We start from the raw sequence: 26,585 nt of genomic DNA, 5'->3' as shown, positions 1-26,585 counted from the left end.
TTAGAGCGTGCTGAGATACGCCTCGTAGGCGTCACGATCCATCAGTTCATCCAGTTCGGACGGGTTGGTCAGCTTGACCTTGGCGATCCAGCCGGCGCCTTCCGGCGAGGCATTGACCGTGTCGGGGCTGGAGGTCAGGTCGTTATTGGCATCGATGACGTCGCCCGACACCGGCGCGTAGACGTCGGACGCCGCCTTGACGCTTTCGACCACAGCGAAGCTGTCGCCCTTCTTCAGAGCCGTGCCCGGCGCCGGCACCTCGACAAACACCACATCGCCCAAAGCGTTGGCGGCATAGGCGGTGATTCCGACCAAAGCGGTGTCACCGGTGACCTCGACCCATTCATGATCCTTGGTGAATTTCATCTGATGGCCCTCTCAAGCTTTCGGTTTGCGGTGATAGCCGTTCTTCACGAACGGCAAGGTGACGATCTCGGCGGCGTAAGGTTTGCCGCGGACTTCCAGTTTCAGTTTGGTACCGAGGGCTGACGACGCCGGCGGCACATAGCCCATGGCGATCGAATAGCCCAGTGAGGGCGACGGCACGCCTGAGGTGACGATACCCAACTCGGCGCCGTCTTCGCTGAGGATCTTGGCGCCCTCACGGGCCGGTGGGCCTTCCAAAACGCGGATGGCAACGCGAACCCGGTCCAGGCCGCCGTCCAGTTGCTGGCGGATACGGTCGATGCCGCGAATATCGCCGCGGGTAAGACGTGATTTCTGCATGGCGAAACCGAGATTGGCCTCGACCAGGGTGTAGCCCACATCCATCTCATGGCCATACAGCGGCATGCCGGCCTCCAGGCGCAGGCTGTCACGTGCGCCGAGGCCGATTGGCTTGACCACGTCGTGCGTCAAAAGCAGGTCCCAGAGTTCGCCGACGATGGCGTTCGGGACGCTGATCTCGAAACCGTCCTCGCCCGTATAGCCCGAGCGGGAAACAAAGGCCGTTTGCCCCAAAAGGTCAAAACTTCCACATTCCATGAAATATAGTTCGCACGCCGCCGGACAAACGGACTGCATGACGTCCTTGGCTTTCGGCCCTTGCAGCGCCAACAGCGCGCGGTCGCCCAACACTTCGAAATGGCTGTCGCCGATGATATTTTCGGCCAGGATTTCAAAGTCCTGGTCCTTGCAGGCGGCATTGACGACCAGGAAGAAACCGTTGCCCTCCGGGCGTGACACCATCCAGTCATCGAGGATACCGCCCTCGGCATTCAGCAACAGCGAATACTTCTGCTTTCCTAGAACTAATGTGGCAAAGTCGGTGGGGGTCAGGGTTTCCAGGGTAGCGACGGCATCGGCGCCGGTCAGCCGCGCCTGCCCCATGTGCGAGACGTCGAACAGGCCCGCGCTTTCGCGAGTCCATTTATGTTCGGCCAACACGCCGTCATACTGGACCGGCATATTGTAGCCGGCAAACGGCACCATCCGAGCGCCGAGCGCAACGTGACGATCAAAAAGCGGTGTGGACTTGAGGGGAGTGCTGGAATCGGGCATGGGGTCTCGCAGATCGTCTGAACACGTGTCTGCCCCCGCTGTCCTTTGGCCTGAGAGATTTGCTCCTTCGGCGAACGCAAGTCTAGCGTTACTTTCCAGCGTTTGGTGGCTCGATGCGGTCCGTTTGCCTGAGCGTTTCCGGGGCGGTTGCGCCTTCGGCGTCGGGGAAGAATCCGATCTCTCCCGCATGAGCGAAGGTCGTTGTGCGTTAACGGTCGCAAAGAGTCAACCGTTATTGACCACCAACCGCAGGTGCTGTTTCACGCGGACCTGAGGCGGGTCATAGGCTTCCGGGCGGCCGATACGTTCTGGCTTGCGCAGGAAGCGTTCTTTGTATTTGGCCATCTGCGGGAGCAGCGACGCCTCCAGGTGTGCCATGTCGATCTCAACGCAGGCATGGGCCAGCCGTTCAATATGGCGATTGGGATGGCGGCCGGGCGGCGACACCAGGACCAGCTTCTTTTTGGGGAAACGCTCGCGAATATAGCGCGCCGTGGCGGCATGGTCGCCGTCGGCGGTGACCAAATAGCAGACGTCGAACAGGTCGTCCTCGGCATCGGCGGCGATCGACAAGGCCAGATTGACGTCGCCCTGCTTTTCGATGTGGAGCTGCCAGTTGTGACCGCAGGCATTGCAGCTATCCGAAGCATGGACAAAATGTCCCATCCGGCAGATGACACCCTGCCCTTCCAGCGCCTTGCGGTAATCTTCGTGGCGTTTCAGCTTGGACTTGTTCTGCGGCCGGTAGGCTGAGCACCAGACGACTCGCTTGATGGCTTCTGACCTGGGCGCCACGGCGCGGGCCAGGGCCTTTAGGTTCAGCCACTTCAGATAGGGGCGCTTATAAGCGTCTACAGCATGATAGAGATTGAATCCGTCGAAATAGAAGGCGGCGCGTTGGCGAAACAGCGGCAGGTGCCACCCCGTATCTTTGCCGTCCTTCGCCATTCTGACGCCTCATTAACGCTTGGGTAATACTAAAACCCAAGTCCGGAGATTTGTCAGCAGAAGAATTGCAATTCGGCGAATACGGTGGGCATGGCAAGCTTCTCAAGAGGGAACCACGGAAGGCACGGAAACACCGCTTCGCGGCGGCACGGAATACACTGAAATTCAGCGCTGATACGCGCGAAGCGCCCTCAACCCAGTTCAACACGTTGCTAAAGCGCTTCGCGCGGAAGAACCCGAAACCGGAATTCCGTGTCTTTTCGTGTCGCCGCGCAGCGGCGTTTCCGTGCCTTCCGTGGTAAAATCTTACATCTGGCCTGGCGCGCTCAGGCCCATCAGGTCCAACCCCAGTTCCAGTTGCTTCAACACCACCTGAACCAGACCCAGACGCGAAATCTTCACCGCCTCGTCGTCGCCAACCAAAACCGGGCAGGCGGCGTAGAACTTCGAAAACGCCTGGGCCAGCCTGTAGACATGGTCGGCCAGGATATTCGGCGCGCGCTTCAGATAGGTCTCGCGCAAGGCACCATCGAAACCGTCCAGCAGCAGCACCAATTCCCGCTCGGCCTGTTCACCGACCACGATCGCACCGGGCACCAGCCCCTGCTCGCCCGCTTTGCGCAGGATCGATTTCATCCGGACCGCCTGGTACAACAGGTAAGGCCCGGTCTTGCCCTCAAACGTCATGAAGCGGTCGAGGTCGAAGATGTAGTTGGTCAGCCGATGGTTGGACAGTTCGGCGAACTTTAAAGCCGCCACGGCCACCTTGTGCGCCGTAGCGTTAAACTCGGCCACCGAAAGGTCCTCACCCAACTTCTGCTCATGAAGCCGCGCAACGGCCTTCTCCACCGCTTCCGAGACCAACTCGTGCAGCTTCAAGGTCCCGCCATCCCGGGTCTTGAACGGTGTGCCGTCCGGCCCGTTGACCGTACCGTTGGCGGCGTGCTCCAGTTGCCCTTCGACGGCATACCCAGCCAGATAGGCCGTCCGGAAGACCTGTTCGAAATGCTCCGCCTGACGTTGGTCGACGACATACAGGTACAGATCCGGCTGAATCTCCGTCTTGCGCTGAAGTATGGTCGCCACGTCGGTCGTACCATACATGGCCGAACCTTCTGACGATACGGCCAACAAAGGCGGGGGGCTCGGCACCTCGACCACCGATCCATCTTCCAGCTTCTTCTTGCGGGTTTCACCCGGCCGCGCGACATGGACCACGCGGGCGCCCTGGTCGTCGACCAGAAGACCCTTGGCCTCCAGGTCGGCGATCATCGGCTCAACATAGGGGTCCGCATCGGACTCGCCGTTCCACAGATCGAACTCCACGCCCAGCAAGGCATAGTCACGCTTCAGCGCTTCGCGGCTGACCACGACAAAGTGCTGCCACAGGGCGCGGTAGCCTGGCCGGCCCTGCTGCAACTCGCGTGTCGCCTTGCGGGCGGCATTGAGAAAGTCCAGGTCCTTACCTTTGATGCGCTGGCTGGTCTTGGGATAGATCCGGCCCAGATCGGCCAAGGTCACCGGCGAGGCCTCCGGGTAGGGGCCTGAAAAGGCCTCGTCGAAGTACGGCAGGTCCGGCATCTCTTCCGAAACGCCGACGATCAGTTGCCCCATCTGCAGGCCCCAGTCGCCGAAGTGGGCGTCACCGGTCACGTCATCGCCCAGGAAGCGCATGATCCGCTTCAGGCTTTCGCCAATCACCGCCGTGCGCAGGTGACCGATATGCATTTCCTTGGCGACATTGGGTCCGCCGAAGTCGATGATCACCTTGCGCTTCGCAGCTACAACCGGGGCGCCCAGCCGGGCGTCGCCGGCGATCGCATTGCCCCGCATAGACAATGCAGCATCGTTCAGCTTGAAGTTCAGGAAGCCCGGCCCGGCGATCTCCAGGCTCTGCAGCCGCTCGTCATCATTCAGACGCACCTGGATGCGGGTCGCGACCTCGCGGGGATTGGCCTTGGCGGCTTTGGCCACAGCCAAAGCACCGTTGCACTGAAAATCGGCCAGGTCCGGACGGTCGGACGGCTGCACCCGGCCGGCGGAGGTATCGAAACCTTCGGCTACGAAAGCGTCGCCGGCGGTCGCCGTCAACTGGCTCCGGAAGTCGGTGGAGGGGATAAAATCTTCAGCCATGGCTCAGGTCCGGATAAAAAGGTGCGGCCCTGATACAGGGCGTTCTACGCCCTGACAATTATTGTTTGGCGCGATTATTTCTGATCGGCAGCGGTCGTGTATCGGAAATGCTTGCCGTCGCGGTTGAAAGCGACCATCTGCGGCGTGACGTCAAAGCCAACCAGGACTTCGAAGTTCGAACCCGAAACGGTGACATCGGCGCGCGGAATGACGATATCTTCGATCGGCACGCTAATATCAACCTTCTGCTCGCCCGGACGGAAGGTCACCGGCAGCTCGAAATACTGCTTGGCCAGGACGGTCGTGTCCTTTTCCGTCACAGCCACCCAATAGCGATAGACCTTGGTCTCGCCATCGGCCATGGGACCACGGCCCAGCGAAAAGCCGATGGTCATGGCGACTTCAATCGGATCCTCGCCCTTATAGGCGCAATCGGACGACACGCCGTTGATCTCGCCCGTCCACATGGCGGCCGAGGTGGCTTCGCGGTTGTCCTTGAACTCATGATAGCGCGCAGCGTCGTACAGAACCTTGACATAGGGGCACGGACCTTCGGCCTTGACAGCCCTCAGGCGCAGATTGCGTTCGCCCCATTCCTCATCCTGCTTGGCCTTGTCTTCGCCGGTTTCCTCACCGCCGCCCCGCTGCTGCTGGGCATAGACAGCCAAGGCGCTGGCATTGACCATGAGGCCCAGGCAAACGCCTGCGATAAGATGACGCGCGCGAAGAAACATGGGCTTCCAGAATCCTGTATAAACACGAGGCTGCAAACCTGAAGCCCCTTAACCGCCTTGGTAGCGTAAGACGAACGCTTGTCAAAGCGCTTTATCGGCCAGTTGCGGCGAAATCACGGCACGACCCCGTCACCTGTGACACCGCGGGCACGTCTTCTTCCTATGGAAAAGCGTCGCGAAACCCCCTATGTAAACACCATGACCGCCCTCACCGTCCATCTCGCCACGCCGCGCGGCTTTTGCGCCGGCGTCGACCGTGCCATCCAGATCGTTGAACGCGCCCTCGAACTATACGGTGCCCCCGTCTTTGTCAGGCATGAGATCGTCCACAACAAGCATGTCGTCGACCGGCTGAAAGCCATGGGTGCGGTCTTCGTCAAGGAACTGGACCAGTGTCCGCCAGACCGTCCGGTGGTCTTTTCGGCCCATGGCGTCCCCAAGTCCGTCCCGGCTGAGGCCCAGTCGCGTAAGATGTTCTACCTCGATGCCACCTGCCCTTTGGTGTCCAAGGTCCATGTCGAGGCCGAGCGCCAGCATAGCGAAGGCCGCGAGATCCTGCTGATCGGCCATGCCGGCCATCCCGAAGTCATCGGCACCATGGGCCAGCTTCCAGCCGGCGCCGTCACCCTGATCGAAACGGTCGAAGACGCGAAAGCCTATCAGCCGCAAAATCCTGAAAATGTTGCTTTCGTAACCCAGACCACCCTGTCGGTCGACGACACGGCCGACATCGTCGCCGCCCTGCGCGAACGCTTTCCGTCGATCAAGGTGCCGCACAAGGAAGACATCTGCTACGCCACCACCAACCGCCAGGAAGCCGTCAAGGCAGTGGCGGGCGATTGTGGGCTGATGCTGATCATCGGCTCGGCCAAGTCATCCAACTCGCAGCGTCTGGTCGAGGTTGCATTGAAGGCCGGCACCCCCAACGCCTATCTGATCGACGATGCCTCGCATGTCGACTGGACCTGGTTCGATGGCGTGACGTCGGTGGGGGTGTCGGCCGGAGCGTCAGCGCCGGAAAACCTGATCAGCGATTTGATCGACGCCATCCGCGCCCGTTTTGACACTGAGGTGATCGAATCCTCGGGCGTGCGCGAGACGGTCACGTTCAAACTCCCGCGGGTGTTGACGGAAGCCTGAGCGTCATTGCGCCGCCACGCGACTCCCGTATAAGCCTGAACCATGTCCGATCTTCCCAAAGTCACTATCTATACCGACGGCGCGTGCAAGGGTAATCCCGGCCGCGGCGGCTGGGGCGCCATTCTGATCTCGGGCGAGCACGAGAAGGAACTGTACGGCTATGAGCCTGAGACGACCAACAACCGTATGGAGTTAATGGCCGTCATCCAGGCCCTGGAAGCTTTGAAAAAGCCGTGCGACGTCGACCTTCACGCCGACAGCCAGTACGTACTGAAGGGCATCAAGGAATGGATCTTTGCCTGGAAAAAGCGCGGTTGGAAGACGGCGGATAACAAGCCGGTCAAGAATGACGACCTGTGGATCCGCCTGGACACCGCCACCAAACGCCACAAGATCAAGTGGCACTGGGTCAAGGGTCACGCCGGCCACGAACTGAACGAACGCGCGGACCAGCTTGCCAACAAGGGCATCACAGAGGCCCGCGCCGCCGCCGGTTAATCGCCGAACTCGAAGATATCGAGGAAGTCGAAACCCTTCTTTTTCTTACGGTATTGACCGTGCTTGTCGTAGTAGCCATGCTCGCCGTGCTGGGCATAGTGCTTGCGTTTGTCATTGTCATCATCATCGTGACGGTACTGACGTTCCGGCTGGCGGTACTGTTGCTGAGGCGGTTGTTGATAGGTCTGTTGCGGCGGGGGCGCATAGGTCGGCTGTGGCGGCGCGTCGCTGAAATCGGCGCGCGCCAGCGACAGCAGCTTTTCCAGTTCACCGCGATCCAGCCACACACCGCGGCATTGCGTACAGACGTCGATCAGAATGCCTTCGCGCAGGACTTCACGGAAGCTTCCCTTGCACACAGGACAGGACATGGTGGCGATATCGGCAGGCATATGGGCTCCTCTGGCTGTTACCGAAAGGACATTGGGATGGCCGGAACAAATTCAAGGGAGTGCGGCCAAATCGCGCAGGAATCGGCGCGCATTCTCGACATAGTGATCCGCCGACCGCCGCAGACCGGCAATCTGTTCCGGCGTCAGCTCTCGCACCACCCGCGCCGGCGAACCCAACAGCAGCACACCATCCGGATAGACCTTGCCCTCGGGCACCAGACTGCCGGCGCCGACCAGGCTGTCGCGGCCGATCACGGCCCGGTTCAGCACGATGGCGCCGATTCCGACCAGCGAATTGTCGCCGATCGTACAGCCATGCAACACAACCTTGTGACCGACCGTCACGCCCTCCCCCACCGTCAGAGGCGATCCGGGATCGGAATGCAATACGCTGCCATCCTGGATATTGCTCCGCGCTCCGATGATCATCGGCTCGTTATCAGCACGAAGTATCGAATGAAACCATATGCTTGTGTCTTCCCCCAGGCGGACATTCCCCATGATTTCCGCCGACGGCGCGATCCACAAAGGGCCACTTTCCGGCAGAACCGGCGCCACATCTCCCAGCCGATAAACCGTCATGTCAGACCTCCTCATTTCGTTTTTTACGCGAGTGCGAGATGAACCACACAGCTTTTTTAAGAACTCGGTAAGACAATTGCGAGAATCTGATACCGTCGAAGCGGGGGAATCACTCCCCCACCGTCCGGCACCATTTTAAGGTTCAAACCTTAGAGGTAAAAGTGGCTATAAGGGTTGCGTACATACCCATTGTTGTTTCCCCACCGCCTCCTGCCGGCGACGGCGGCTCTCCTTTCAGCCGTCAATTCTCCTCCCCCACCGTATCCAAAGGCGAGCCTCTATGGGCATCGCCTTTTTTCATGCCCGAATGCGGCCCCACACCGCACGGCCATTTTGTAGGAGCCCACCATGACCAAGCGAACTGCAAAGCGTTTTCTTCGTGAAGGAACCCTGGATGCCGAGCAATATGCCTCGGACACCAAGGTGCGTCGCTTGAGCATACATAATGGCGGTGCCTCCTCTTCGTGGTCGCCGATGAGCGGACCGGCCAACGAGGATCGCTCCCAGTCCTACGTCAAGACGATCAAGCCGAAGTCCGAAGGGCAATCCGAGCTTCTGGCCGCCATGGACGAAAAGAACCTGGTCATGGCGCTGGGTCCCGCAGGCACCGGAAAGACCTACCTGGCCATCGCCAAGGCCGTCGAGGCGCTGGAAGCCGGCAAGGTCGGCCGCATCGTCCTGTCGCGCCCGGCTGTCGAAGCCGGCGAATCGATCGGCTTCCTGCCCGGCGACATGGAAGACAAGCTGGCCCCTTATCTGCGCCCGCTGTACGACGCCCTGACCGACCGCCTCAGCATGAAGCGCGTCAAGGCGCTGATGCAGGAAGGCCTGATCGAGATCGCCCCGGTCGGCTATATGCGCGGCCGTACGCTGAACAACGCCTTCGTGGTCATCGACGAAGCCCAGAACTGCACCTATGTCCAGCTCAAGATGCTGCTGACCCGGCTGGGCTGGAATTCGACCATGGTGGTCACCGGCGACCCGGCTCAGTCTGACCTGATGCACGGCCTGTCTGGCCTGGCCGACGTCGCCGACAAGTTCGAGGCGGTCGAGACCATCGCTGTGGTGCGGCTAAAGGACAAGGACATTGTCCGCCATCCGCTGGTCGCCCAGATGCTGGGTGTGCTGTAAAGGCCGGCACATCCACGTACGAAGGCCCGGAGTTCGCACTCCGGGCCTTTTTTTGTGGCGGCGTGACTACAGAAAAGGCGGCGAGGTCACCCTCGCCGCCTTTTCTTGTTTTCAGACAATCTTAGAAAGTCTTTTGAAGGCGCAGATAGACCTGACGGCCGATATAGCCCGACAGATACTGGCTGCTGAAAGGATAGTTGCCGATACGGCCGGCAGAACCGCCGTACTGACCTGCGCCGAGATAGGGCGGCGTTTCATCCGTCAGGTTGATGACGCCGGCGATCACCTGCCAGGTCTTGGCATTGTAGCGCACCGTAAAGTCGTGCGTGAAGTAATCCGGCACGGACGCACGGTACGTCACCGGCGTACCGAACGCATCAAAGCCGGTGCCATCTTCGCCGAAGAAGCCCAGATTGCTGGAGGCTTCGGTGTAGTGGACGGTCCAGGTATAGGTCCAGTCCTTGCGCGTAAAGCGGGTCTGGACATCGCCGACCCAGCGCGGGTCACCGATGACGCCATTATAGTCGTCAAACGAGTCACCCGGGAAAATCTGCGCCATGTCGTAATCGGTATAGGTGATTTGCGACGTGATGTTCAGGTCACCGAAGTTGAATTCCTTCGAGTAGTCGATGGTGAAATCGATACCGGCGGTCTTTTCAGTCGGGATGTTGCGATAGCTGGCGTCAACGTCGATGACGGTGTAGTCATTGGCGCGTTCGAACAGGTCGCAATAGCCCGGACGCGACCGGAACTGCTCGCTGTAATAGCACTGGCTGACGACACTGGTGGTCGACAGTATCTGCTGATCTATCTTGATGCGCCAGAAATCGATGGCCAGCTTGAAGCCGGTTTCCGGTGGCGTGATGACAATCCCCCACGACGACGCCTGGGATTCTTCCGGCTTGAGGTACAGCCCGCCGCTCGTCGTGATCTTGGCCGAAGAGCCGAGACCGGCATAGTCTTCCGGAATGCCATCGGCCTCGCAGTTGGCGCGCAAGGTCGGATTTGGGTTAAGGAAGTTACCGTCCTGGTCCACCTGCCCCCAGCCGATGCAGGGGTCAACCGATGTTTGCGACAGGAAGGAGGTTTGCTTGTTCAGGTAAAGTTCGAACAGGCCCGGCGCCCGGAACGAGGTGCCGGTCGTGCCGCGCAGGCGGACGCGATTGTCGATCGCCCAGTCGAAGCCGATCTTGTAGGTCCAAGCCGAGCCGACCGTCTTGTAATCGGAAAAGCGCAGCGAAGTATCCAACGTGAATTCTTCGAAGAAGGGCTTGCCCTTGATGACCGGAATTTCAAGTTCACCGAAGACTTCCCTGACCGTATCCTTGCCCTTGGTGACTCCGGCCGTCAGTTGCCCCCAGGCGTTGGCGGCGCGGCTGTATTCACCCGGCGTATCATGGATCTGATCGAGGCGGATGTTGATACCGAATGCGGCGGACAGCGGACCGGCCGGCAGTTCGAACAGGTCGCCGGTCATGGTGGCTTCAAAAATCTTCTGGTCGTAGGCCGTCTTGCCCGTCTGCTGCTTGAAATAGTAGTCGCGCATGGCCTGTGGGTATTCGCCGTCTTCGAGGATGCCCGTCGTGAAAACATTCAGCGGCACGCAACCTGCCGGGGCACCCGCCCCGCACGTCACGCCGTTGTTGATGAGCGAATAATCCCGCTGGTTGGTGGCCGTGCCGTATTCGACACGATCATTCGGGAAGACGTCACCGGTGTAGCTGCCTTCGCTGCGCGATACTGACAGATAGCTGTCCCACTTCCAGCGCCCCAGGTCGCCGCGAGCGCCGCCCAACAGACGGTACACCTTGACGTCCTGCTCATCGTTCGACGGAACGGCCAGATAGGGCTCGGCCATCAGGCCCAGGCCCTCGAAGGCGATATTGAATGGATTGATATCGACATCTTCATGATAGCGTGGGAAGAAGGTGCGCCAGGCATGCTGTTCCGACTTGCGCTGGGTGATCAGCAGTTCACCGTAAAGTTCGGCGCCATTGGCCCAGTCGGGGCGATAATTGCCCGCCGAATACAGGGTCAGGGTTTTCACCGGCGAGATGATGCTCTGGCTCAGCAGGCGTTCGTTGTTCAGGTCGCGGTTGGGCAACGGAATAAAGGCATATCCCGGAACTTCCTCAATCCCCATTCCACCGGGCGTAATGGCGCGCGAGCCGAAATAGCCGGCGAAACCGTACAGGTCATAATAAATCTGCGGATAGTAGGTGCCGACATAGCCGTTGCTGACGCCGCCGTAGCACTTGTAAGTGCCAGTATTGGGATCGATCAGGTCGGCGCGTTCACCATCGGCGCCGTAATAGTTGCTCATCGGGCAGGCGAAGGCGTCACGGTCCCCAGCCGTCAGTTCCGTACGCTCGTAGCCGCTCAGCGAGACCAGGATGTCGCCCTTGTCGAAGCTCTTGCCCCACAGCCCGGTGAATTCAAATTCATCGGCGCCGCCATGTTCGCTCTTCTTGATGGAGGTCGACAGCTCGAAACCGTCGATGTTGCGCCGCGTGATCCCGTTGACGACGCCGGCGACAGCATCGGACCCGTAGATCGACGACGCACCGTCCTTCAGGATTTCATAGCGGCTGATAACCGCGTCCGGAATGGTGTTCAGATCGACAGCCGCAACGGTGCCGCCGATGCCCGCCGGCGGCAGGCGCCGACCGTTGAGCAGTACCAGCGAGCGCTGCGCGCCGAGACCGCGCAGGGACACGGTATTGATGCCGTCGCCGCCGTTCACAACATAACCGGTAAAGGTGTTGTTGATCTGTCCCGAACCGCTGGCGACTGACGAGGTCTGTAGAATGTCGGTGGCGCTGATCATTCCGGACAGGGTCGATTTTTCCGCTGTGATAATCTGCACCGGCGACGGCGAATTGAATTCACTGCGGCGGATTCGCGAGCCGGTGATGACAACTTCCCCGGACGATTCCGTCGGAGCGGCACTGTCTTCGGCCGGCGCGGCGGCCGGGTCGGCCGGCGTATCTTGCGCCATGGCGGGCAGCCCCAGCGAAAGGGAGGTAAGCACCGTGCCGGCCAGCAGCCAGGTACGCGTCAGGGTGGAGGGCTTGGACATGAGAATCTCCGGACTTAGGCAAACTTGTGTAAAGTGACACTAATCGGTCACAAGATTGACGCAATACCAATTTGTTGCAACTGCACCTGTCACGAAACGTACGTGATGTATTTATCGCAGTAACAACTGTAAAAAGGCAAAAAATGATAAAAAATCGGCTTTTCATTACATAATTTTAATGCTCAACAGACTGTATTCGTGAAATATGCAACTTTGCTGCGGTGCGACAAAAAGGCTAAATGCGTTACCGAATCAGGCCGCATTTCGGACCTTTCAGGTAGTCCTCGATCAGCTTCAGTGATTGCTGGTGCCAGGCCGGATTCCACGGCAGGGTGTGCCACATCCCCTTGATTTCATGATATTCGATATCTTTTCCCGCCGCTTTCATGGCGCTATAGAACATGCGGGAATGCTCGGTGTCGGCCTGACGATCATGGTCGCCGTGATAAAGCATGATCGGGATATTGGCATTGCGCACGTTTTCGAGCGGATCCATCCCGTCGACCGTTTTGCCCTGATATTCGCGTGCCAGGTGGTTATCGCCCCACAGATTACCGAGGCGCTGCAGGCTCGACACCCCCGCCCCGGCGATCGCGCATTTGTAGGGGCTATTGGGGCGCACCGAAGCGGCGATGGCGGCAAAGCCCCCGTAGGAATAGCCCATGATGGCCATACGCTTCGGATCGCCGATACCGCGCGACACCATGTAGGCGGCCGCGTCGTCATTGTCGTCCGACATCTTCTGGCCCCACTCCTTGTCGCCGGCTAGCCATAGCTTTGTGCCCCAGCCGATCGAGCCGCGATACTGGGGCTGAATCACAGCGATGCCACGCGTGGCGTAGAACTGCTCCCAACCCGTCCCGTCCCAGGTCATGACGTCACGAGACCAAGGCCCGCCATGCGGCAGAACAATCACCGGTACAGGCCCCTGCTCGGGCGTCCAGCCGGGTGGCAAGGTAATGATGGCCGGAATATCGAGGCTGTCACGCGCCTTGAAGGTCACGAATTCGGCCTTGCCCAGGGTAGCCGGATCAATCCAGGGGCGCTGGCCGCCCAGCCCCGTGAGTTTGCCGTCTTTGTAGAGATAGTATTGCGGGACGAAATCTGCCCCGTGGACGGTAACGACCGCGGTCTGCTGGCCGAAACTGCTGATGTCGATATCGACATTGCGGCCCGGGAAGGTGGCTTCCAGTGATTTTTGGATCGCCGCCCATTTTTCATCCAGATAGACCGTTTTTAGAACCGGACCGGCGATTTTCACCCCTTCGATCGTGGTGGTCTTGCTGGCTCGATCGGGCCGGAAAACGACGCCCGACATGGCGAACTTGTCGTTGGCAAACAAAGGTTCGGCAGAATAGGTCTTGGTGGCGATGTTGTAGCTGTAGATCGCCGCCTTGTCGCTCTTGATACTGGAGGACACAATCAGGTTCGACGGATCGGTGTCGTACCCGAGAATATTGACCGTAATGCGCTCTTTGATCTTGTAACTCAGGGGTTCGTGATAAACCCACTGGCCCGAGGCTTCCTTGATATAGACCATGTGCCAGAACTCGCCATTGAGCACATCGGTCTTGGACTTGACCTTTGGGTCTCCCGTCGTCAGGTCGACGCCCTGTGGGTCGAAAGTATATTTTTCACTCCCGATGGCAACCGTGCGTGTCTTTCCGGTCGTCAGATCCAGCTCGAAAATCTTCTGATCGAACGACACGGGATCGACCGTAACCATCAGCTTTTTATTGGCGTCGTAGAGATGGTCGTTGAAGACATCGACCACCGATGTGCGATCGAAAGCGTCCCGCACGTCCTTGTTCATAGTCCCGGTCAGACGGAAGGGCTCCTCGATTTTCCGGCCTTCGAGGTCCGAGTAATAGAGCTTGTTGGTGAAGGTGGGCTTGCCATCATTGCCAGTGATCGGCTGTTCCATGACAAAGTAGATCTTGTCAGACGTGAAAAAGCCGACCTCGGTGATACGATTGGTCTGGGTCGGAATCCACACCGGTTTCCTGGCCAGGTCGGACGTATCCCAGATCGAGATCACCGGCCACTTCTGGCCATCAACCGCGACCATGCCGGCAATATGTTTGCCATCCGGCGCAATGCTCAGGCTGGTAAGCATTTCGAAGCGCGCGATGTCCTCGATCGCCAGAGGCTTGGCCGGCGGCGTGTAGGCTGCCCAGGCCTGCGAACCCGCACCCGCCAGTATCGCGGCAACGGCGACGGACTTGATGAGGGACTTTGCCGTGTTGATCGGGGAACGCGCCATAGGGTAACTCCATCGTCTCAATTTCGTCGCAGTTGAAACGCTATCGCGAAAACGCGTCAAGCCGGACTGTGATCACAACCGCTTTGTTACGCATTTGTAATCTAAATCGCGACAAAAGACGCCATCCGGCACGAAATCCGTGACAAACGGGCTGGACGCTGCAACAGAGCCCGACGGGGCGCCGGCTGTCCTGCGCAGCCTCCGCGAGGCAGATGGAAATCACCGTGAGCGAAAGAATGGTGCGGCCGGCCGGGGTCGAACCGGCATAGGATTGCTCCTGACGGATTTTAAGTCCGTTGCGTCTACCAATTTCGCCACGGCCGCAGCAAATTCCGACAGAACGGGACAGGCGTTCTGCCGCAATTGTCGTCCGCCGTCAAAGCCTTATTACGGCTTCGGCGCCACGCCCTTGAACTTCACCTCGGTCGACGCGATGAGCCAAACCGTCGCTGCCCAGGCGGCGACGTTTTGGTCGACCTTGATCGGATCGATCCGCTCCAGCACATCGTCCGGCGTATGGTGGGTGTCGAAATAGTCCATGCCGTCCTGTTGCAGATCCATCACCGGTACACCAGCGCTGAACAGCGGCGATGTATCAGGCCCACCACCAGTCGACACAGCCTTATCGATATAGATGCCCAGCGGATACAGGACATTGCCGACCTGTTTCACGAACTCCGGCGAGTCGCTTTCCGGCAGGCTCAGCGCGTAGACCACATCGGCGCCGAAGTCGGATTCCGCTGCGATAACGTGGTTGGGGAACTCCGCCTTGTAGGCCGTCGCATAGGCGTTGGCGCCGCTGAGGCCACGGTCGTTGGGCTGCGACACCTCTTCCGAGCCCCAGAAGACGACGCGGATCGTCCGGTCCGGGCGGACCTTTGAATCGAGAATGGTCTTCGCCGCCGCCATGGTGATGGCCACCCCTGCCCCGTCGTCGATGGCGCCCGTACCCAGATCCCAGCTATCGAGGTGACCACCGATGGTGATGATCTCTTGCGGCCGCTTGGCGCCAGTGATTTCCGCGATGACGTTCTGCGATTGTCCCGTCCCGAGGAATTTCGGCGTCGACACCATCTTCAACCGGATCGGACCGGCCTGGCCCTGCTTCTGCAGTTTCAGGATGCGTTCGAACTGCTCTGCGTCGGGCGGCGATATTGCCATGGCGGGCACACCTTCTGCGCCCAGGAAGCGCGTCCCGCCCGTATGCGCGAAGCGATGGTCGTGCGTGCCCAGTGACCGCATCAGATACCCGACGGCGCCGCGCTGACGGGCGATTTCGGGGCCCTGACGTCGAACGGACCCCGAATTGGCGCCGTAACCCACCCCGGTCTGAGTCGCCACCGTCGGCTGCAGGATAACCACAATCTTGCCCTTCAGATCTGCGGTCGAACTGGAAAACTGCTCGTAGGTTTCAAACAGTGCCGCTTCTGCCTCGACGCCCTCCGCCGGCGTGGTGCCCGAACCACCTAACGCCGTGGCGACCAGCTTTTGCGGAAAGGGGCCGACCATTTCCAGCGATTCGTCACCGCGCTGCCAGATTTCGAGTGGGAAGGTTTCGATACGAACCTTGTCAAAGCCCATGGCCTTGAACTGTGCTGCCGACCACTCGGCCGCCGCCTTTTCCGACGCCGAGCCTGCCGGGCGGGCGCCGAAACGTGTGGTCAGTTCCGCGACGAACTCGTAGGCGTTGTTATCTTTCAGCGCAGCGTCGCGCAGAACCACCGCCTGGTCGGCCGGAGCGATCGCCGCCGGCGCCGCGGGCACTGCCTTCTTCGGCTTGGCATGCAGGACGGGGGGCGCGGCAACGGCCAGACCGGCCGCCAGCACAGCGGCGAAATGGATCGGTTTCATTCGAAATGCTCCTAAACTTCTTCGAGCGCAGCCAGGGGCTGACGCAACTGTGTCTCGGCGACAATGGGTTCTAGACGTGAGATCAACTCGCTTGTGGCAGCATCGAGACTGCGCTCGTCCTGGCCACGCACCACCAGGTGGGTCCCGAACTCTCCCGGCAGCAGACCGTAGGGATAGCTGCCCAGCGACAGGTCGGGGTAACGGCTGTCGATGTCGCGCAGGACATCCGCCGCCCAGCTTTCGCCGACATAGGATAGCTTGAGTGTGCGCGACAGCACCTGTCGGCCGGTGCGCAGGCGCGGCGCGACATCCTCCAGCATGGCGGTCATAATCTTGGGCACGCCCGCCATGACGAAGACATTGCCCAACTGGAAGCCCGGCGCCGCCGAAACCGGGTTCATGATCAGCTCGGCACCGTGCGGGATGCGCGCCATCCGGCGGCTGTTCTCGTTCAACTCCCAGCCCATCTTGGTTGCGCGATCGACCAGAAGCTTCAGCGCCGCCGGATGTTCGCTGATCTGTACGTCGAAAGCCTTAGCGATGCAGTCGGCAGTGATGTCGTCATGGGTTGGCCCGATGCCGCCTGTGGTGAAAACATAGTCGTAGACGTCACGCACGGCATTCACCGAGGCGATGATTTGCGCCTCGTCATCGTGCACCATGCGCACCTCCATCAGGTCGACACCCAGCACACTCAGGAATTTGGCGATTGTGTTGACATTGGTGTCGATGGTACGGCCCGACAGTATCTCATCGCCGATGATGAGAATGGCGGCAGTGGGATTGGCGCTCATGACAGGGACTTCCGGTGGATCATCTGATCAGGTTCGACATGCTTGTATTTTGTCGGAAATTAAATGCGCTATTGCATCGGCTCAGCTTTTTGAAACTTCCTGATGGCCATGTTTGAAGCCGATACATTCAATTTCCAACGGGCTCTTATCAAAGGCCGTTTGCAGGCGCGATACAAGCGATTCTTCGCCGACATCGAACTGGATACGGGTGAAACCATTACAGCACACTGTCCCAATCCGGGCAAGATGCTGGGCTTGCTGGCGCCGGGCACCGAGGCCCTGGTCACCCCCCTCAACGACCCCAGCAAGAAACTACAGTACCGCTTAGAGGCACTGAAGGAACGCGACTGCTGGGTTGGCGTCAATACGCAATGGCCCAACCGGCTGATCGCGCAGGCGATCGCGGCGGATCTCATCCCGGAGATCTCCGGGTACACTTCCATAATACCGGAAGTAAAATATGGCCGCAATTCGCGCATCGATCTGCTGGTTACCGGCCACCCTGACCGCCCCGATGCCTATGTCGAGATCAAAAACGTCCACCTGTCACGCAGGGACGGACACGCCGAGTTTCCCGACTGCGTCACGGAACGCGGCGCCAAGCACCTGCTGGAACTGATTGACATGGTGCACCAAGGCTACCGTGCGGCCGTGGTCTTCTGCGTACAACGCAATGACGTGACCACGTTCGACATCGCCCGCGACTGCGATCCCGGTTTCGCCCGGGCGTACGATCAGGCGCGCGCCGCCGGGGTCGAATTCATTTCCATTTCATGGGAAATGTCTGCCGAGGGCCTGAGGTTCCACCGGGCCCTGACCGTTCTCTAGATCCTGGCCTTCAGGACGCCTTGGCACACCAGGCATCGCGCACACCTAGCTGCCCGCACAGGGCCGCCGCCTGAGCCTGGGTGGTCACCGGGCCAACCTTCAACCGCACCACCGACTTGCCTGCCGCCGTGGTGACGGACTGGTAGCTGGGATTGTAGCGTTCGACTCCGGGGTATTTCGCCTGAAGGGTCAGCCAGGCGTCCTTCGCCGCCGCCATCGAGCCGAAAGAGCCGATCTGCACGGAGCGGCCGGTTGGCGTTTCCGGTTTTGGCGTTTCCGGTTTTGGCGGTTCGACAGCGACCGGCGCCGGTTCATCAGCCGGCGCAGCGTTGGGCATGTCCAGCGGATCGACCACGGCGATCTGAAGCCGATCCTGCGACGGGGCTTTGGTTGCCTTGTCGACGCTGATAGCCAGATCCTTGACCGTGGTGACGGCCAATTCAATGTCCTTCGGGTGCAGTTTCTTGGGATCGGCCGCCGGTTCACCGGTGCCTGCATCGACATCCGCCGTCTTGATTTTTGCGAAGGTCTCGCTGAGATTGGGGTTGTCGCAGGCAGTGAGGCCAGCCAGGGAGGTCAGTGCAGCGCACAAAAATACGGCTTTACGGAGGGGGGCTGTCTGGGTCATAAGCCGACTATGCCGACGGCCGTCTAAAATACGGTTAGTAGCTATGGTTAATACCGGACGCGCCATGCCCGATTCTGCTTTTCCCCTGACCCGCGCGACGACGGTGCCTGCCCTTCAGGCCGTTGTCACCAGTTTCCGCAAGGACGGCGCCCGGATCGCCTTCGTGCCGACCATGGGCGCCCTGCATGAAGGCCACCTGGCTCTGGTCCGTCACGCCAAGACGCGTGCCGACAAGGTGGTGGTGTCGATCTTCGTCAATCCGTTGCAATTCGGCCCCACCGAAGACCTCGCGCGTTATCCGCGCAATGAGGCCGGCGACATCGCCTTGCTTCAGGGTGTTGGCTGCGACCTGGTCTACCTGCCGACCGTAGACGTGCTGTATCCGGACGATTTCGTCAGCCGCATCGAGCTGAAGGGCCCCGCCCTGGGGTTGGAAACCGACTTCCGCCCGCAGTTCTTTTCCGGCGTCGCCACCGTGGTGATGAAACTGTTCAACCAGGTCCGACCGGACCTGGCGGTGTTCGGCGAAAAGGACTTCCAGCAGTTGTCCGTCGTGCGCGCCATGGTGCGCGACTTCGACCTGGGACTGGAGATCGTCCCCTACCCCACTATGCGTGAGGCCGACGGCCTGGCTCTGTCATCGCGCAACGCCTACCTGTCCGCGGACGAGCGTGCCGTCGCGCCGAAACTGCATGCCGCTCTGGAGACGGTCCGGTCGGTGGTTCAAGCTGCCGGCGATACCGAGGCCGCGATTGCCAGAGCCAAGGCGGATCTGACGGCAGCCGGGTTCGGTCAGATCGACTATATCGCCTTGCGCGATGCCGAAACCCTGGGCGAGGTTCGCGCCGGCAAGCCCCGCCGCCTGCTGGCAGCCCTATGGCTGGGCAAGACCCGGCTGATCGACAATATCGCCGTCTGATCTACCACACCCCGGCTTCTTTCAGGGCCCGCGCCAGTTCCGGCGTCATCTCGCCGTGGTCGCCCGTCGGAAGGTCCTTCGGCGCGTCGGCCGGCTTGAGATACCGCCAGCCCTGGAAGGGCCGGCGCGGCTGGGCTTCGGTCAGGACGTTCTTCGACCTCAATCCGACCAGCCAGTGATCGTCGGCCTTGACATAGTCGAATGAGACGATCTCGCGCCGGCACAGGATCACGCCCTTGATCACCCAATATAGTGACCCGCCGTTGATCAGTTCCTCCCACCGCGTCGGTCGATGGCGGGTATGGATATAGGACACCTCGGCAAAACCGCGTTCCTGCTCCCAGCGCAAAATGTCTTCGAGGCTCTCGGCGCCAACCGCCAGCTTCATAATATGGATTTCACTCATCACGCCCGTATGGAAAAACTGGTAAACAGACCTTAAGGTCTTAGGCGCAATCCTATACCAAAATAAAGATGGAAACGCGTACAGGTGCCCAGGCGGATGGCGAAAGACGATAACCACCCACGACCCTCGCTGCAGCAAGCGCTGGAGAGCCTTTTCGGCACCGTCCAGGGCGAGAGCGCCAGCCTCATCTCCTTGCCGGGTGGATCGCGACTGTTCAGCACCGGCGACGAGTCCGACCATCTGTATCTGCTCAGCTCCGGCCGTCTCGGCGTCTTTCGCCACGACGAAGACCACGACGAACTGGCCCTGATCGGCATCATCCGGCCCGGCGAACCTGTCGGTGAGATGTCGCTGCTGGCCGGCAGTGCCCACAGCTACACCGTCATGGCCCTGCGCGATTCCGACCTGCTGGCCATGCCGCGCGACGACTTCCTTAAACTGGTAGATTCGCGGCCGGACCTTTTGCTGGCCTTGTCGCGCAAGGTGATCGAGCGTGTCCGCCGCGACGTCCCCGCCGTCAACCCGAACGTCTTCGCCTTCTATTCCATCTGCGATCAGCCGATCCGACCGATGGTCGAACGAATCGCCACGCAGATCCGCGCCCTGGGCTATAAAGTGGCCGTCCTGGATAAGGCCTTTCACGGGACATCGCCCGAGGCCTTTTCCAATATCGAAACCGACAACGACTACGTCCTTCACGCCGCCGAACGCCACGAAAGCCATTGGCGTCTGCTCAGTTCGCGCCAGGTCGACCACGTCTTCCTGATGGCCGACGCCCGCGAGCGGCCCGATGCCATCGAGGTCGAAGGTGAGCGGTCGTTGCTGCACCGCGCCCCCGACCTGGTGCTGATGTACCCGTCGGACCAGGCCAAGGCCCACCATGCCAATGGCCGCACCCGTACCTGGCTGGACCAGGTCCGGCCGACGCGCTGGTTTCACGTTTATCCCGATGACATTCATGATCTCGGCCGCATGGCGCGGATTATCACCGGTCACAGCGTTGGAGTCGTCTTTTCCGGCGGCGGCGCCCGTGCCTTTTCGCAGATTGGCGCCATTCAGGCCCTACGCGAGGCCCATGTCCCGATCGACTTTGTCTGCGGTTCATCGATGGGCGCCATCCTCGCCGCCACGCTGGCCATGCAGTGGGACGATGCAGAGATCGAACGGCGCATTCGCGACGCATTCGTCGACTCGTCGCCGCTGGACGACGTCACCTTCCCCTTCCTGGCGATGACCGGCGGCCGCAAGGTCGATGAGCGGCTGGAGAAGCACTTCGGTGAGATGCAGATCGAAGATATGCCTCTGCCCTATTTCTGTCTGTCATCCAACCTGACCACCGGTACGCTGAAGGTCCACAAGACCGGCACCTTGCGCAAGGCCTTGCGTGCGTCGATCTCCCTGCCCGGAGTCATGCCGCCGGTGATCGAAGATGGTGAGGTCCTGGTTGACGGCGCCGTCATGCGATCCTTCCCGGCAACCATGATGCGCAATACCCATCTGGGCACGGTGATTGGCGTTGATGTCACACGGGCGCGCGGAGTCGACCCCAAGGCCTTGAGCGTACCGAAAAACCTGGCCGGCTGGTTTGCCCGTGGCGACTGGCGGCGCGGCCCGCCAATTGTGTCGATCATGATGCGGTCCGCGACCATCACCACCGCCGCCGATCTGGCGCAGTCGCGCGCGGCGACCGACCTGCTGATCATCCCGGAACCCGCCGGGGTCGAAATTCGCGACTGGAAGGCCTATGACAAGGCCGTGGAGAACGGGTATCAGACGACCGTAGCCACCTTGGCGCAACTGGAATCGCCGGTGACAACCCTGCGCAAACTCGGCGTCAGCCTGCATCCCAATATTCCGGCCTTTACGCCGGACGACAGCTACATCGAGGCCGCATCCCAGCCGCCACAAAAGCAGGGTACCCGGTTCGGTCTGTTTGGCTGATCAGTCCTTGAGGCCGCCAAGCCGCTTCATGATCAGCCAGACCGAAACCGAAACAAAGAAGATACCCACGGCCGCGGCAACGATCGACAGGGTCTTGAAGTCACCGGCCATACCGTTGCGCACCGCTGTCGGATCCTGGAACTTGAACCAGGAGGCCGCGGCCACACCGAGGGAGAGCAGGCCAAGACCGGAGACGAAGATCCACTTCATCGTGCGAAGAATCATCTTGCCAAGGCCGACACCCTCTTCGTGAGTCTCGTCCGCCGACAGGGCGATCCGGTCGCCGTCTATCGTCCAGGGGCTGTTATCATCGTCAAACGCCGGGTTAGCATTCAGTAAGCTGGTCTGGGTTTCCGGCTGGGCCGTCTCGTGAGCCGCATAGCCGGCCGGCAAGGGACGCTGCAGTTGTTCGCGCCAGTGCGCGGGCTGTGCGGGTTCTGGCCGAGTAAAGGCTTCCGCTGCCGGTGCCGCCGAAAGATCGACCGCCCGCGGACGCGGCACTTCAACGACCTCCGGCTGCGCCTTCACAAGCTCTGGCTTCACGGGCTCTACCCGTGCCGGCTCTGCCTTCGCAACGGGCTTGGCATAGGGATTAAGGGCGGTAATCACCGGCGCCGGCATGGCCGAGGGAGACACCACGGGCTTGAACGGCGTAAAGCCCATCATCTCCGGTTCGTCATCAGCCTCTTCAGGCGCAGGCGCCTGCGGCGCAGCGACCGGTTGGGGACGGCTCGACAGTTCGATGGGTGACGACGACGCGGACTGCGGCGCGATCACGCTCTGATTGGTGAATTCCTCAGGCGCTGGCGCCGGCTGAACCGGAACCGATGTCGGGGCCAGAGTCGGAGTCGGTGTCAGGCGCGGCGCGGCGAGAGGACGCCCCAGGGCGCCACCGCCATAGGGCGAATACAGACGCATCAGGGCCGCCGCGGCTTCGGCCTTGCGGATCTTCTCAGCCTCTTCGTCGCTGGGCTGGCTGGCTGGCTGAACGGCTGCCTTTTCGCGCTCGGCCAATTCACGGGCCTCGCGTTCCCTGGCCTCACGTTCTCGCCCTTCGCGTTCTCTGGCCTCACGGTCCCGCGCTTCGCGCTCTCTGGCCTCACGGTCCCTGGCTTCGCGTTCACGGGTCTCTTGCTCAAGGCGGGCAGCTTCCGCCACGGCGCGTTCGCGCGCCTGGCGTTCCTGTTCCAACCGGGCGGCTTCAGCCGCCGCGGCCGCCGCACGTTCGTACTCGACACGGTCCTGCTCGCGGCGGGCGGCCTCAGCGGCAAAGCGCTCCCGGTCCAGATGTTCCAGCTCAAGCCGGGCCTGCTCCTGACGCATGGCCTCGGCGGCCGCCAAACGTTCGCGCTCAAGACGCTCGCGCTCGAGGCGCTCTTGCTCGAGCTTATTGGCTTCTGCGGTTATGGCCGCGCGTTCGCGCTCCAAACGCTCGGCGTCCAGCCGCTCCTGCTCCTGCCGCGCCGCTTCAAGGCGCTGCTGCTCCGCAATGCGGGCCTCTTCGGCGGCGCGGGCCGCCGCCAGGGCTGCCGCCTGGCGTTGAATATCCTGCTGGGCTTCGTCCCGCAGACGTTGTTCTTCCTGGGCACGGGCGATGGCCGCGGCCACGGCCGGGCTCATCTGGGGCTCAGGGTCTTCGCCCGCATAGGGGCTGTGGGCCAGAGGCGCCTCTTCGACCATAGGGGTCTCGCGAAGGGCACTGGAGGCCAGGAGGCCTTCCGGCAAAGCTTCAACAACGCGTTCTAAGGGTTGGGCTAAAGGTTGGGCTACTGGCTGGACGACCGGTTGCGCAACGGGCTGTCCGAACGTGGCCGGCGCCGGGCGGGCATAGGGCGACAGCATTTCCGGCGGCAGGGCCGATGGTGGCGTCACCGATGGTTCGGCCGTTTGCTGAACCCCGACCGGAAATGCCGACAGGATTCCGCCACGGTCAGGCGAATTCAGTTCCGACGGCTGATGTAGGGGCACGCCACCGGCGTCCTCGACAGGACGGACCAGCAGGGTCGGCGCATTGCCGGAGGCTTCGTCCGGCGTCAGAAACAGGTTCTTTTCGGCGGCACGGCGGCGGATCAGCGGCGCCAGGACATAGGTCTGGCCGTTGAACTCGGCTGAACGCCAGGCGTCCATGGCCAGGGCTGCCTCGGTCATCCGGCCTTCATTGATACGCTTCAGCACGGTCGACTGGCCGAAGTTGTCGACACCAATGTTGAAACAGAACGACACCAGGGCGTCGAACTGGTTCTGGTTCAACGGCACCAGGATCAGATTGTTAAGGGCGTCGACGATCGGCAGGAGATCGAAGCGCAGAAGCGCATCGGCATCTTCCTGGGTGACACGCGCGCCGTCGCGTGCCGAGAAGGTATGTCCATAGCCAAGAGTCCAGCGGCCATCCGGCAGCCGGGCAGCGGTAGACCGCAGCCCTTCGAAACTCTTGATCAGTTCGACCCCGGCGCGGGAAACCTTTTGACGCGCTCTCATCACAATTGACCCTAACCTTAGCCTGCGCCGGGTGAAACTAACCCAAGCCTGACCCAAAACAAGACGTTTTGCGCCTCTTACGCCCCATCGTAGCAAACCACAGACCGTTTAACGCTGACAAGTGTCTTGTGGTTTATTTTACAGCAGGACGAGGGCCGCCAGACCCAGGAAACTGAAGAAGCCGACGGTATCCGTCACCATGGTCACGAAAATCGGCGAAGCGACAGCCGGATCGCGGCCCATTTTCGACAGGCCCAGCGGCATCAGTGTGCCGGCCAGGGCGGCGGCCGTAAAGTTGATCACCACGGCGCCCCACATGACCGCTCCCAATCCCAATGCGCCATTCCAATCCTTGTGGATCTGGGTGTTCCACATCAATAGCGTCGCAATCACCGACAGGATAAAGCCGAGCGTCGTGCCGTTGATCCATGCCACGCGCACTTCACGCCACAGCGTGCGCCAAGCGTTGGCGGCGGTCAGTTCGCGCGCCGCCAGCGCACGGACATTGACGGTCAAGGCCTGGGTGCCGGAATTACCACCGATCGAGGCGACGATCGGCATCAGAGTGGCCAGGATGACGAGCTTGAGAATTTGCTCCTGGAAAGCGGCGATCACCCAGGTGGAACAGAAGGCGGTCAGCATGTTGACCGCCAGCCACGGCAGGCGCGATTTCAGCATGTCGAAGGTCGAGGCGTCGCGGCCTTCGTCATCGGACACACCACCGAGCGCCAGCAGGTCTTCGCGGTGCTCTTCCTGAATGATGTTGACGATGTCGTCGACGGTGATCTGGCCGACCAGCCGGCCCGAGATATCGACTACGGGCGCCGAGATCAGATGGTATTTCTCGAAGATGTAAGCGACCTCTTCCTGGTCCTGGTTGACGGCGATCTCGGTGATCGGTTCCATCAGGGCGGCCAGGGTAACCTCGCGCTTGGAGCGCATCAGCACCGATACCGGAATGGCGCCGATCGGCCTGTGCGACGGGTCGATGACGTAAATGTCAAAGAACAGTTCGGGCAGGTCGTCGCCGGCTTCGCGCATGTGGTCCAGGGTATGGCCGACATTCCAGAAGCTGGGCGCCGCCATGACCTCGCGTTGCATCAGGCGGCCGGCGGTTTCTTCTTCATAGGCCAGGGCCGTCGCCATGGCCTCACGCTCGGCCTGGGGCATGGCGGCCAGGACGGCCTTTTGCTGGTCTTCCTCCAGATCCTCGAAAACGGCGGCGGCGTCATCCGAATCGAGCTCCTGCAGCACCTCGGCCAGGTCGTCCGTGTGCAGGGTGTCGATGACCTCGTCGCGAATGTCGTCGTCCAACTCCGACAGAACCTCGGCCAGGGCGTCGGCGGGGATCCACGGGATGACCTCTTCGCGGTAATCCTCCGACAGGAACCCCAGCAGGTCGGCGATATCAGCCGGATGCAGGGCGTCCAGCAGTTCGCGCAACCGCATACCGTCGCCGCGATCGGCTGCGTCGATCACAAGGGTGATATATTGCGGATTAAGGGCGTAGTCGTCCTTGAGGGCGAAGTCTTCGATGTCTTCGGGGGTGGTCAGTATGGCGTCAGGCGCCAGCATTACGTCTTCATCAAGCTTCGGGGCTTCGGGCTTTTTGGGGGTATCCGATGTCTGGCTCATGGCCCGTCCCCTTTTTAGCGCGCGATAATTTATCCCTGGATGGTAATGATTTTCCGGATTGGTGCGGTCGAGAAGACTCGAACTTCCACATCTTGCGATACAGCGACCTCAACGCTGCGCGTCTACCAATTCCGCCACGACCGCACACCATCCGGAGAGGCGGGCAGATAGCAACAGTTTGCGGCTTTGTGAAGTCTTTAATTCAAAATCTTCGAGACCGCTTTGAAAATGGTTGAGGCTGAGGCGAAAAGCGCTGGTTTCGAGAACCGGAGCGGAGTGTACTCAAGTACGTGAGCACCGGAAGCGTAGAAAACGGCGCTTTGCAAGCCAGCCTCACACATTTGCGAGCGGTCTACGAGCCGATTGCCATGAAGTCATACACATTGGCGGCCTTGGTCACGACAATAGAGATTTTTTCCTCGAAAATCTGGATTTCGCCGCGCGCCACCGGGTGATTGTTGGCCAGAATCCACACCTCGTCGTGCTCACGCGCGTCCAGCGGAATCACAGCGCCGCGGCCCATGCGCAGCAACTGCTGCATCGGCAAGACCGAACGGCCCAGAAGCACCGAAATTTCGACGGGAACCGAACCTACCTGAGACGACGTCACGCGATCTGCACCCTTACCTAAAGCGGCTGAAGACCTACATTAGGGCCTTGCCTCTTAAAACTTTATAACTCAGAGACTGTTTTGATAATGTGTAT

The 26,585-nt window shown here is 60.8% G+C and carries 22 protein-coding genes, 2 tRNA genes and 1 riboswitch; of the genes, 6 read left to right on the top strand and 18 right to left on the bottom strand.

Annotated features, from left to right (window positions below; translation table 11 throughout):
• From gcvH to ABI_RS15370, 5 genes are all read right to left on the bottom strand, one after another.
• Complete coding sequence (gene gcvH, locus ABI_RS15390) at positions 1-366, bottom strand: glycine cleavage system protein GcvH (protein ID WP_006273958.1); 366 nt, start codon at positions 364-366, stop codon at positions 1-3.
• Between the two features lie 12 nt (positions 367-378).
• Positions 379-1,500, bottom strand: coding sequence for a glycine cleavage system aminomethyltransferase GcvT (gene gcvT, locus ABI_RS15385; protein WP_040309485.1), 1,122 nt, complete (start codon positions 1,498-1,500; stop codon positions 379-381).
• A gap of 106 nt (positions 1,501-1,606) precedes the next feature.
• A riboswitch (glycine riboswitch) is annotated at positions 1,607-1,696 on the bottom strand.
• Between the two features lie 29 nt (positions 1,697-1,725).
• Positions 1,726-2,448, bottom strand: coding sequence for an NYN domain-containing protein (locus ABI_RS15380; protein ID WP_006273956.1), 723 nt, complete (start codon positions 2,446-2,448; stop codon positions 1,726-1,728).
• Positions 2,449-2,754: 306 nt separating this feature from the next.
• Positions 2,755-4,581 carry an arginine--tRNA ligase gene (gene argS / locus ABI_RS15375; RefSeq protein ID WP_006273955.1) on the bottom strand — a complete coding sequence of 609 codons (1,827 nt, stop codon included), beginning with the start codon at positions 4,579-4,581 and terminating at the stop codon, positions 2,755-2,757.
• A gap of 74 nt (positions 4,582-4,655) precedes the next feature.
• Positions 4,656-5,315 carry a hypothetical protein gene (locus ABI_RS15370; RefSeq protein WP_006273954.1) on the bottom strand — a complete coding sequence of 220 codons (660 nt, stop codon included), beginning with the start codon at positions 5,313-5,315 and terminating at the stop codon, positions 4,656-4,658.
• A 198-nt stretch (positions 5,316-5,513) separates the two neighbouring features.
• Between ABI_RS15370 and ispH the strand changes: the two genes are divergently transcribed.
• Positions 5,514-6,455: a 4-hydroxy-3-methylbut-2-enyl diphosphate reductase gene (gene ispH / locus ABI_RS15365; protein WP_040309621.1), complete on the top strand. Its 942-nt coding sequence runs from the start codon at positions 5,514-5,516 to the stop codon at positions 6,453-6,455.
• Positions 6,456-6,497: 42 nt separating this feature from the next.
• Positions 6,498-6,953 (top strand): ribonuclease HI, encoded by a 456-nt coding sequence (gene rnhA, locus ABI_RS15360; protein WP_006273952.1) that lies wholly within the window; start codon positions 6,498-6,500, stop codon positions 6,951-6,953.
• Here rnhA and ABI_RS15355 read toward each other — a convergent pair.
• Both ABI_RS15355 and ABI_RS15350 read right to left on the bottom strand, forming a co-directional pair.
• Positions 6,950-7,345 carry a TFIIB-type zinc ribbon-containing protein gene (locus tag ABI_RS15355; RefSeq protein ID WP_006273951.1) on the bottom strand — a complete coding sequence of 132 codons (396 nt, stop codon included), beginning with the start codon at positions 7,343-7,345 and terminating at the stop codon, positions 6,950-6,952. The two genes, rnhA and ABI_RS15355, sit on opposite strands and share 4 nt — an antisense overlap.
• A gap of 51 nt (positions 7,346-7,396) precedes the next feature.
• Positions 7,397-7,927, bottom strand: a complete 531-nt coding sequence (locus tag ABI_RS15350) for a gamma carbonic anhydrase family protein (RefSeq protein WP_006273950.1) — start codon at positions 7,925-7,927, stop codon at positions 7,397-7,399.
• Between the two features lie 348 nt (positions 7,928-8,275).
• On the opposite strand from ABI_RS15350, the gene ABI_RS15345 reads away from it, so the two are divergent.
• Positions 8,276-9,058 (top strand): PhoH family protein, encoded by a 783-nt coding sequence (locus ABI_RS15345; protein WP_006273949.1) that lies wholly within the window; start codon positions 8,276-8,278, stop codon positions 9,056-9,058.
• 121 nt (positions 9,059-9,179) lie between these two features.
• Here ABI_RS15345 and ABI_RS15340 read toward each other — a convergent pair whose 3' ends face one another.
• The 5 genes from ABI_RS15340 to ABI_RS15320 all read right to left on the bottom strand — a co-directional run bounded on the left by ABI_RS15340 (position 9,180) and on the right by ABI_RS15320 (position 17,045).
• Complete coding sequence (locus tag ABI_RS15340) at positions 9,180-12,137, bottom strand: TonB-dependent receptor domain-containing protein (protein ID WP_006273948.1); 2,958 nt, start codon at positions 12,135-12,137, stop codon at positions 9,180-9,182.
• A gap of 244 nt (positions 12,138-12,381) precedes the next feature.
• Positions 12,382-14,400, bottom strand: coding sequence for an alpha/beta hydrolase family protein (locus ABI_RS15335; RefSeq protein WP_006273947.1), 2,019 nt, complete (start codon positions 14,398-14,400; stop codon positions 12,382-12,384).
• A 237-nt stretch (positions 14,401-14,637) separates the two neighbouring features.
• Positions 14,638-14,724: transfer RNA gene (locus ABI_RS15330), tRNA-Leu, on the bottom strand.
• A 63-nt stretch (positions 14,725-14,787) separates the two neighbouring features.
• Positions 14,788-16,251, bottom strand: coding sequence for a M20/M25/M40 family metallo-hydrolase (locus ABI_RS15325; RefSeq protein ID WP_006273946.1), 1,464 nt, complete (start codon positions 16,249-16,251; stop codon positions 14,788-14,790).
• A gap of 11 nt (positions 16,252-16,262) precedes the next feature.
• Positions 16,263-17,045: a competence/damage-inducible protein A gene (locus ABI_RS15320; protein ID WP_006273945.1), complete on the bottom strand. Its 783-nt coding sequence runs from the start codon at positions 17,043-17,045 to the stop codon at positions 16,263-16,265.
• Between the two features lie 102 nt (positions 17,046-17,147).
• Here ABI_RS15320 and sfsA point away from each other — a divergent pair, with 102 nt between their 5' ends.
• Positions 17,148-17,873 carry a DNA/RNA nuclease SfsA gene (sfsA, locus tag ABI_RS15315; protein WP_006273944.1) on the top strand — a complete coding sequence of 242 codons (726 nt, stop codon included), beginning with the start codon at positions 17,148-17,150 and terminating at the stop codon, positions 17,871-17,873.
• Between the two features lie 10 nt (positions 17,874-17,883).
• On the opposite strand, the gene ABI_RS15310 is transcribed toward sfsA, so the two are convergent.
• Positions 17,884-18,501, bottom strand: a complete 618-nt coding sequence (locus tag ABI_RS15310; protein ID WP_157138956.1) for an SPOR domain-containing protein — start codon at positions 18,499-18,501, stop codon at positions 17,884-17,886.
• Positions 18,502-18,565: 64 nt separating this feature from the next.
• On the opposite strand from ABI_RS15310, the gene panC reads away from it, so the two are divergent.
• The gene (gene panC / locus ABI_RS15305) at positions 18,566-19,420 is read left to right on the top strand and encodes a pantoate--beta-alanine ligase (protein WP_006273942.1); all 855 of its coding nucleotides are present in this window, start codon (positions 18,566-18,568) and stop codon (positions 19,418-19,420) included.
• Position 19,421: 1 nt separating this feature from the next.
• On the opposite strand, the gene ABI_RS15300 is transcribed toward panC, so the two are convergent.
• Positions 19,422-19,808, bottom strand: coding sequence for a DUF1489 family protein (locus ABI_RS15300; RefSeq protein ID WP_245531369.1), 387 nt, complete (start codon positions 19,806-19,808; stop codon positions 19,422-19,424).
• 114 nt (positions 19,809-19,922) lie between these two features.
• Here ABI_RS15300 and ABI_RS15295 point away from each other — a divergent pair, with 114 nt between their 5' ends.
• Positions 19,923-21,767 carry a patatin-like phospholipase family protein gene (locus ABI_RS15295; protein WP_006273940.1) on the top strand — a complete coding sequence of 615 codons (1,845 nt, stop codon included), beginning with the start codon at positions 19,923-19,925 and terminating at the stop codon, positions 21,765-21,767.
• Here the strand turns inward: ABI_RS15295 and ABI_RS23780 are convergent, their stop codons facing one another.
• The 4 genes from ABI_RS23780 to ABI_RS15270 form a co-directional block, all read right to left on the bottom strand.
• Entirely contained in the window at positions 21,768-24,245 is a 2,478-nt protein-coding gene (locus ABI_RS23780; protein WP_050808324.1) for a glycoside hydrolase family protein, read from the bottom strand.
• A 138-nt stretch (positions 24,246-24,383) separates the two neighbouring features.
• A complete protein-coding gene (gene mgtE / locus ABI_RS15280) occupies positions 24,384-25,820 on the bottom strand; it encodes a magnesium transporter (RefSeq protein ID WP_006273937.1) in 1,437 nt (478 codons plus the stop codon).
• 119 nt (positions 25,821-25,939) lie between these two features.
• Positions 25,940-26,024 (bottom strand) — tRNA-Leu (locus tag ABI_RS15275).
• 208 nt (positions 26,025-26,232) lie between these two features.
• Complete coding sequence (locus tag ABI_RS15270; RefSeq protein ID WP_040309484.1) at positions 26,233-26,490, bottom strand: FliM/FliN family flagellar motor switch protein; 258 nt, start codon at positions 26,488-26,490, stop codon at positions 26,233-26,235.
• Positions 26,491-26,585: the final 95 nt, after the last annotated feature.

This window comes from Asticcacaulis biprosthecium C19 (genome assembly GCF_000204015.1).
In the GTDB taxonomy this organism is placed as follows: domain Bacteria; phylum Pseudomonadota; class Alphaproteobacteria; order Caulobacterales; family Caulobacteraceae; genus Asticcacaulis; species Asticcacaulis biprosthecius.
The sequence above is the reverse complement of the archived record's forward strand: the minus strand, read 5'-3'. Positions and strand labels throughout refer to the sequence as shown.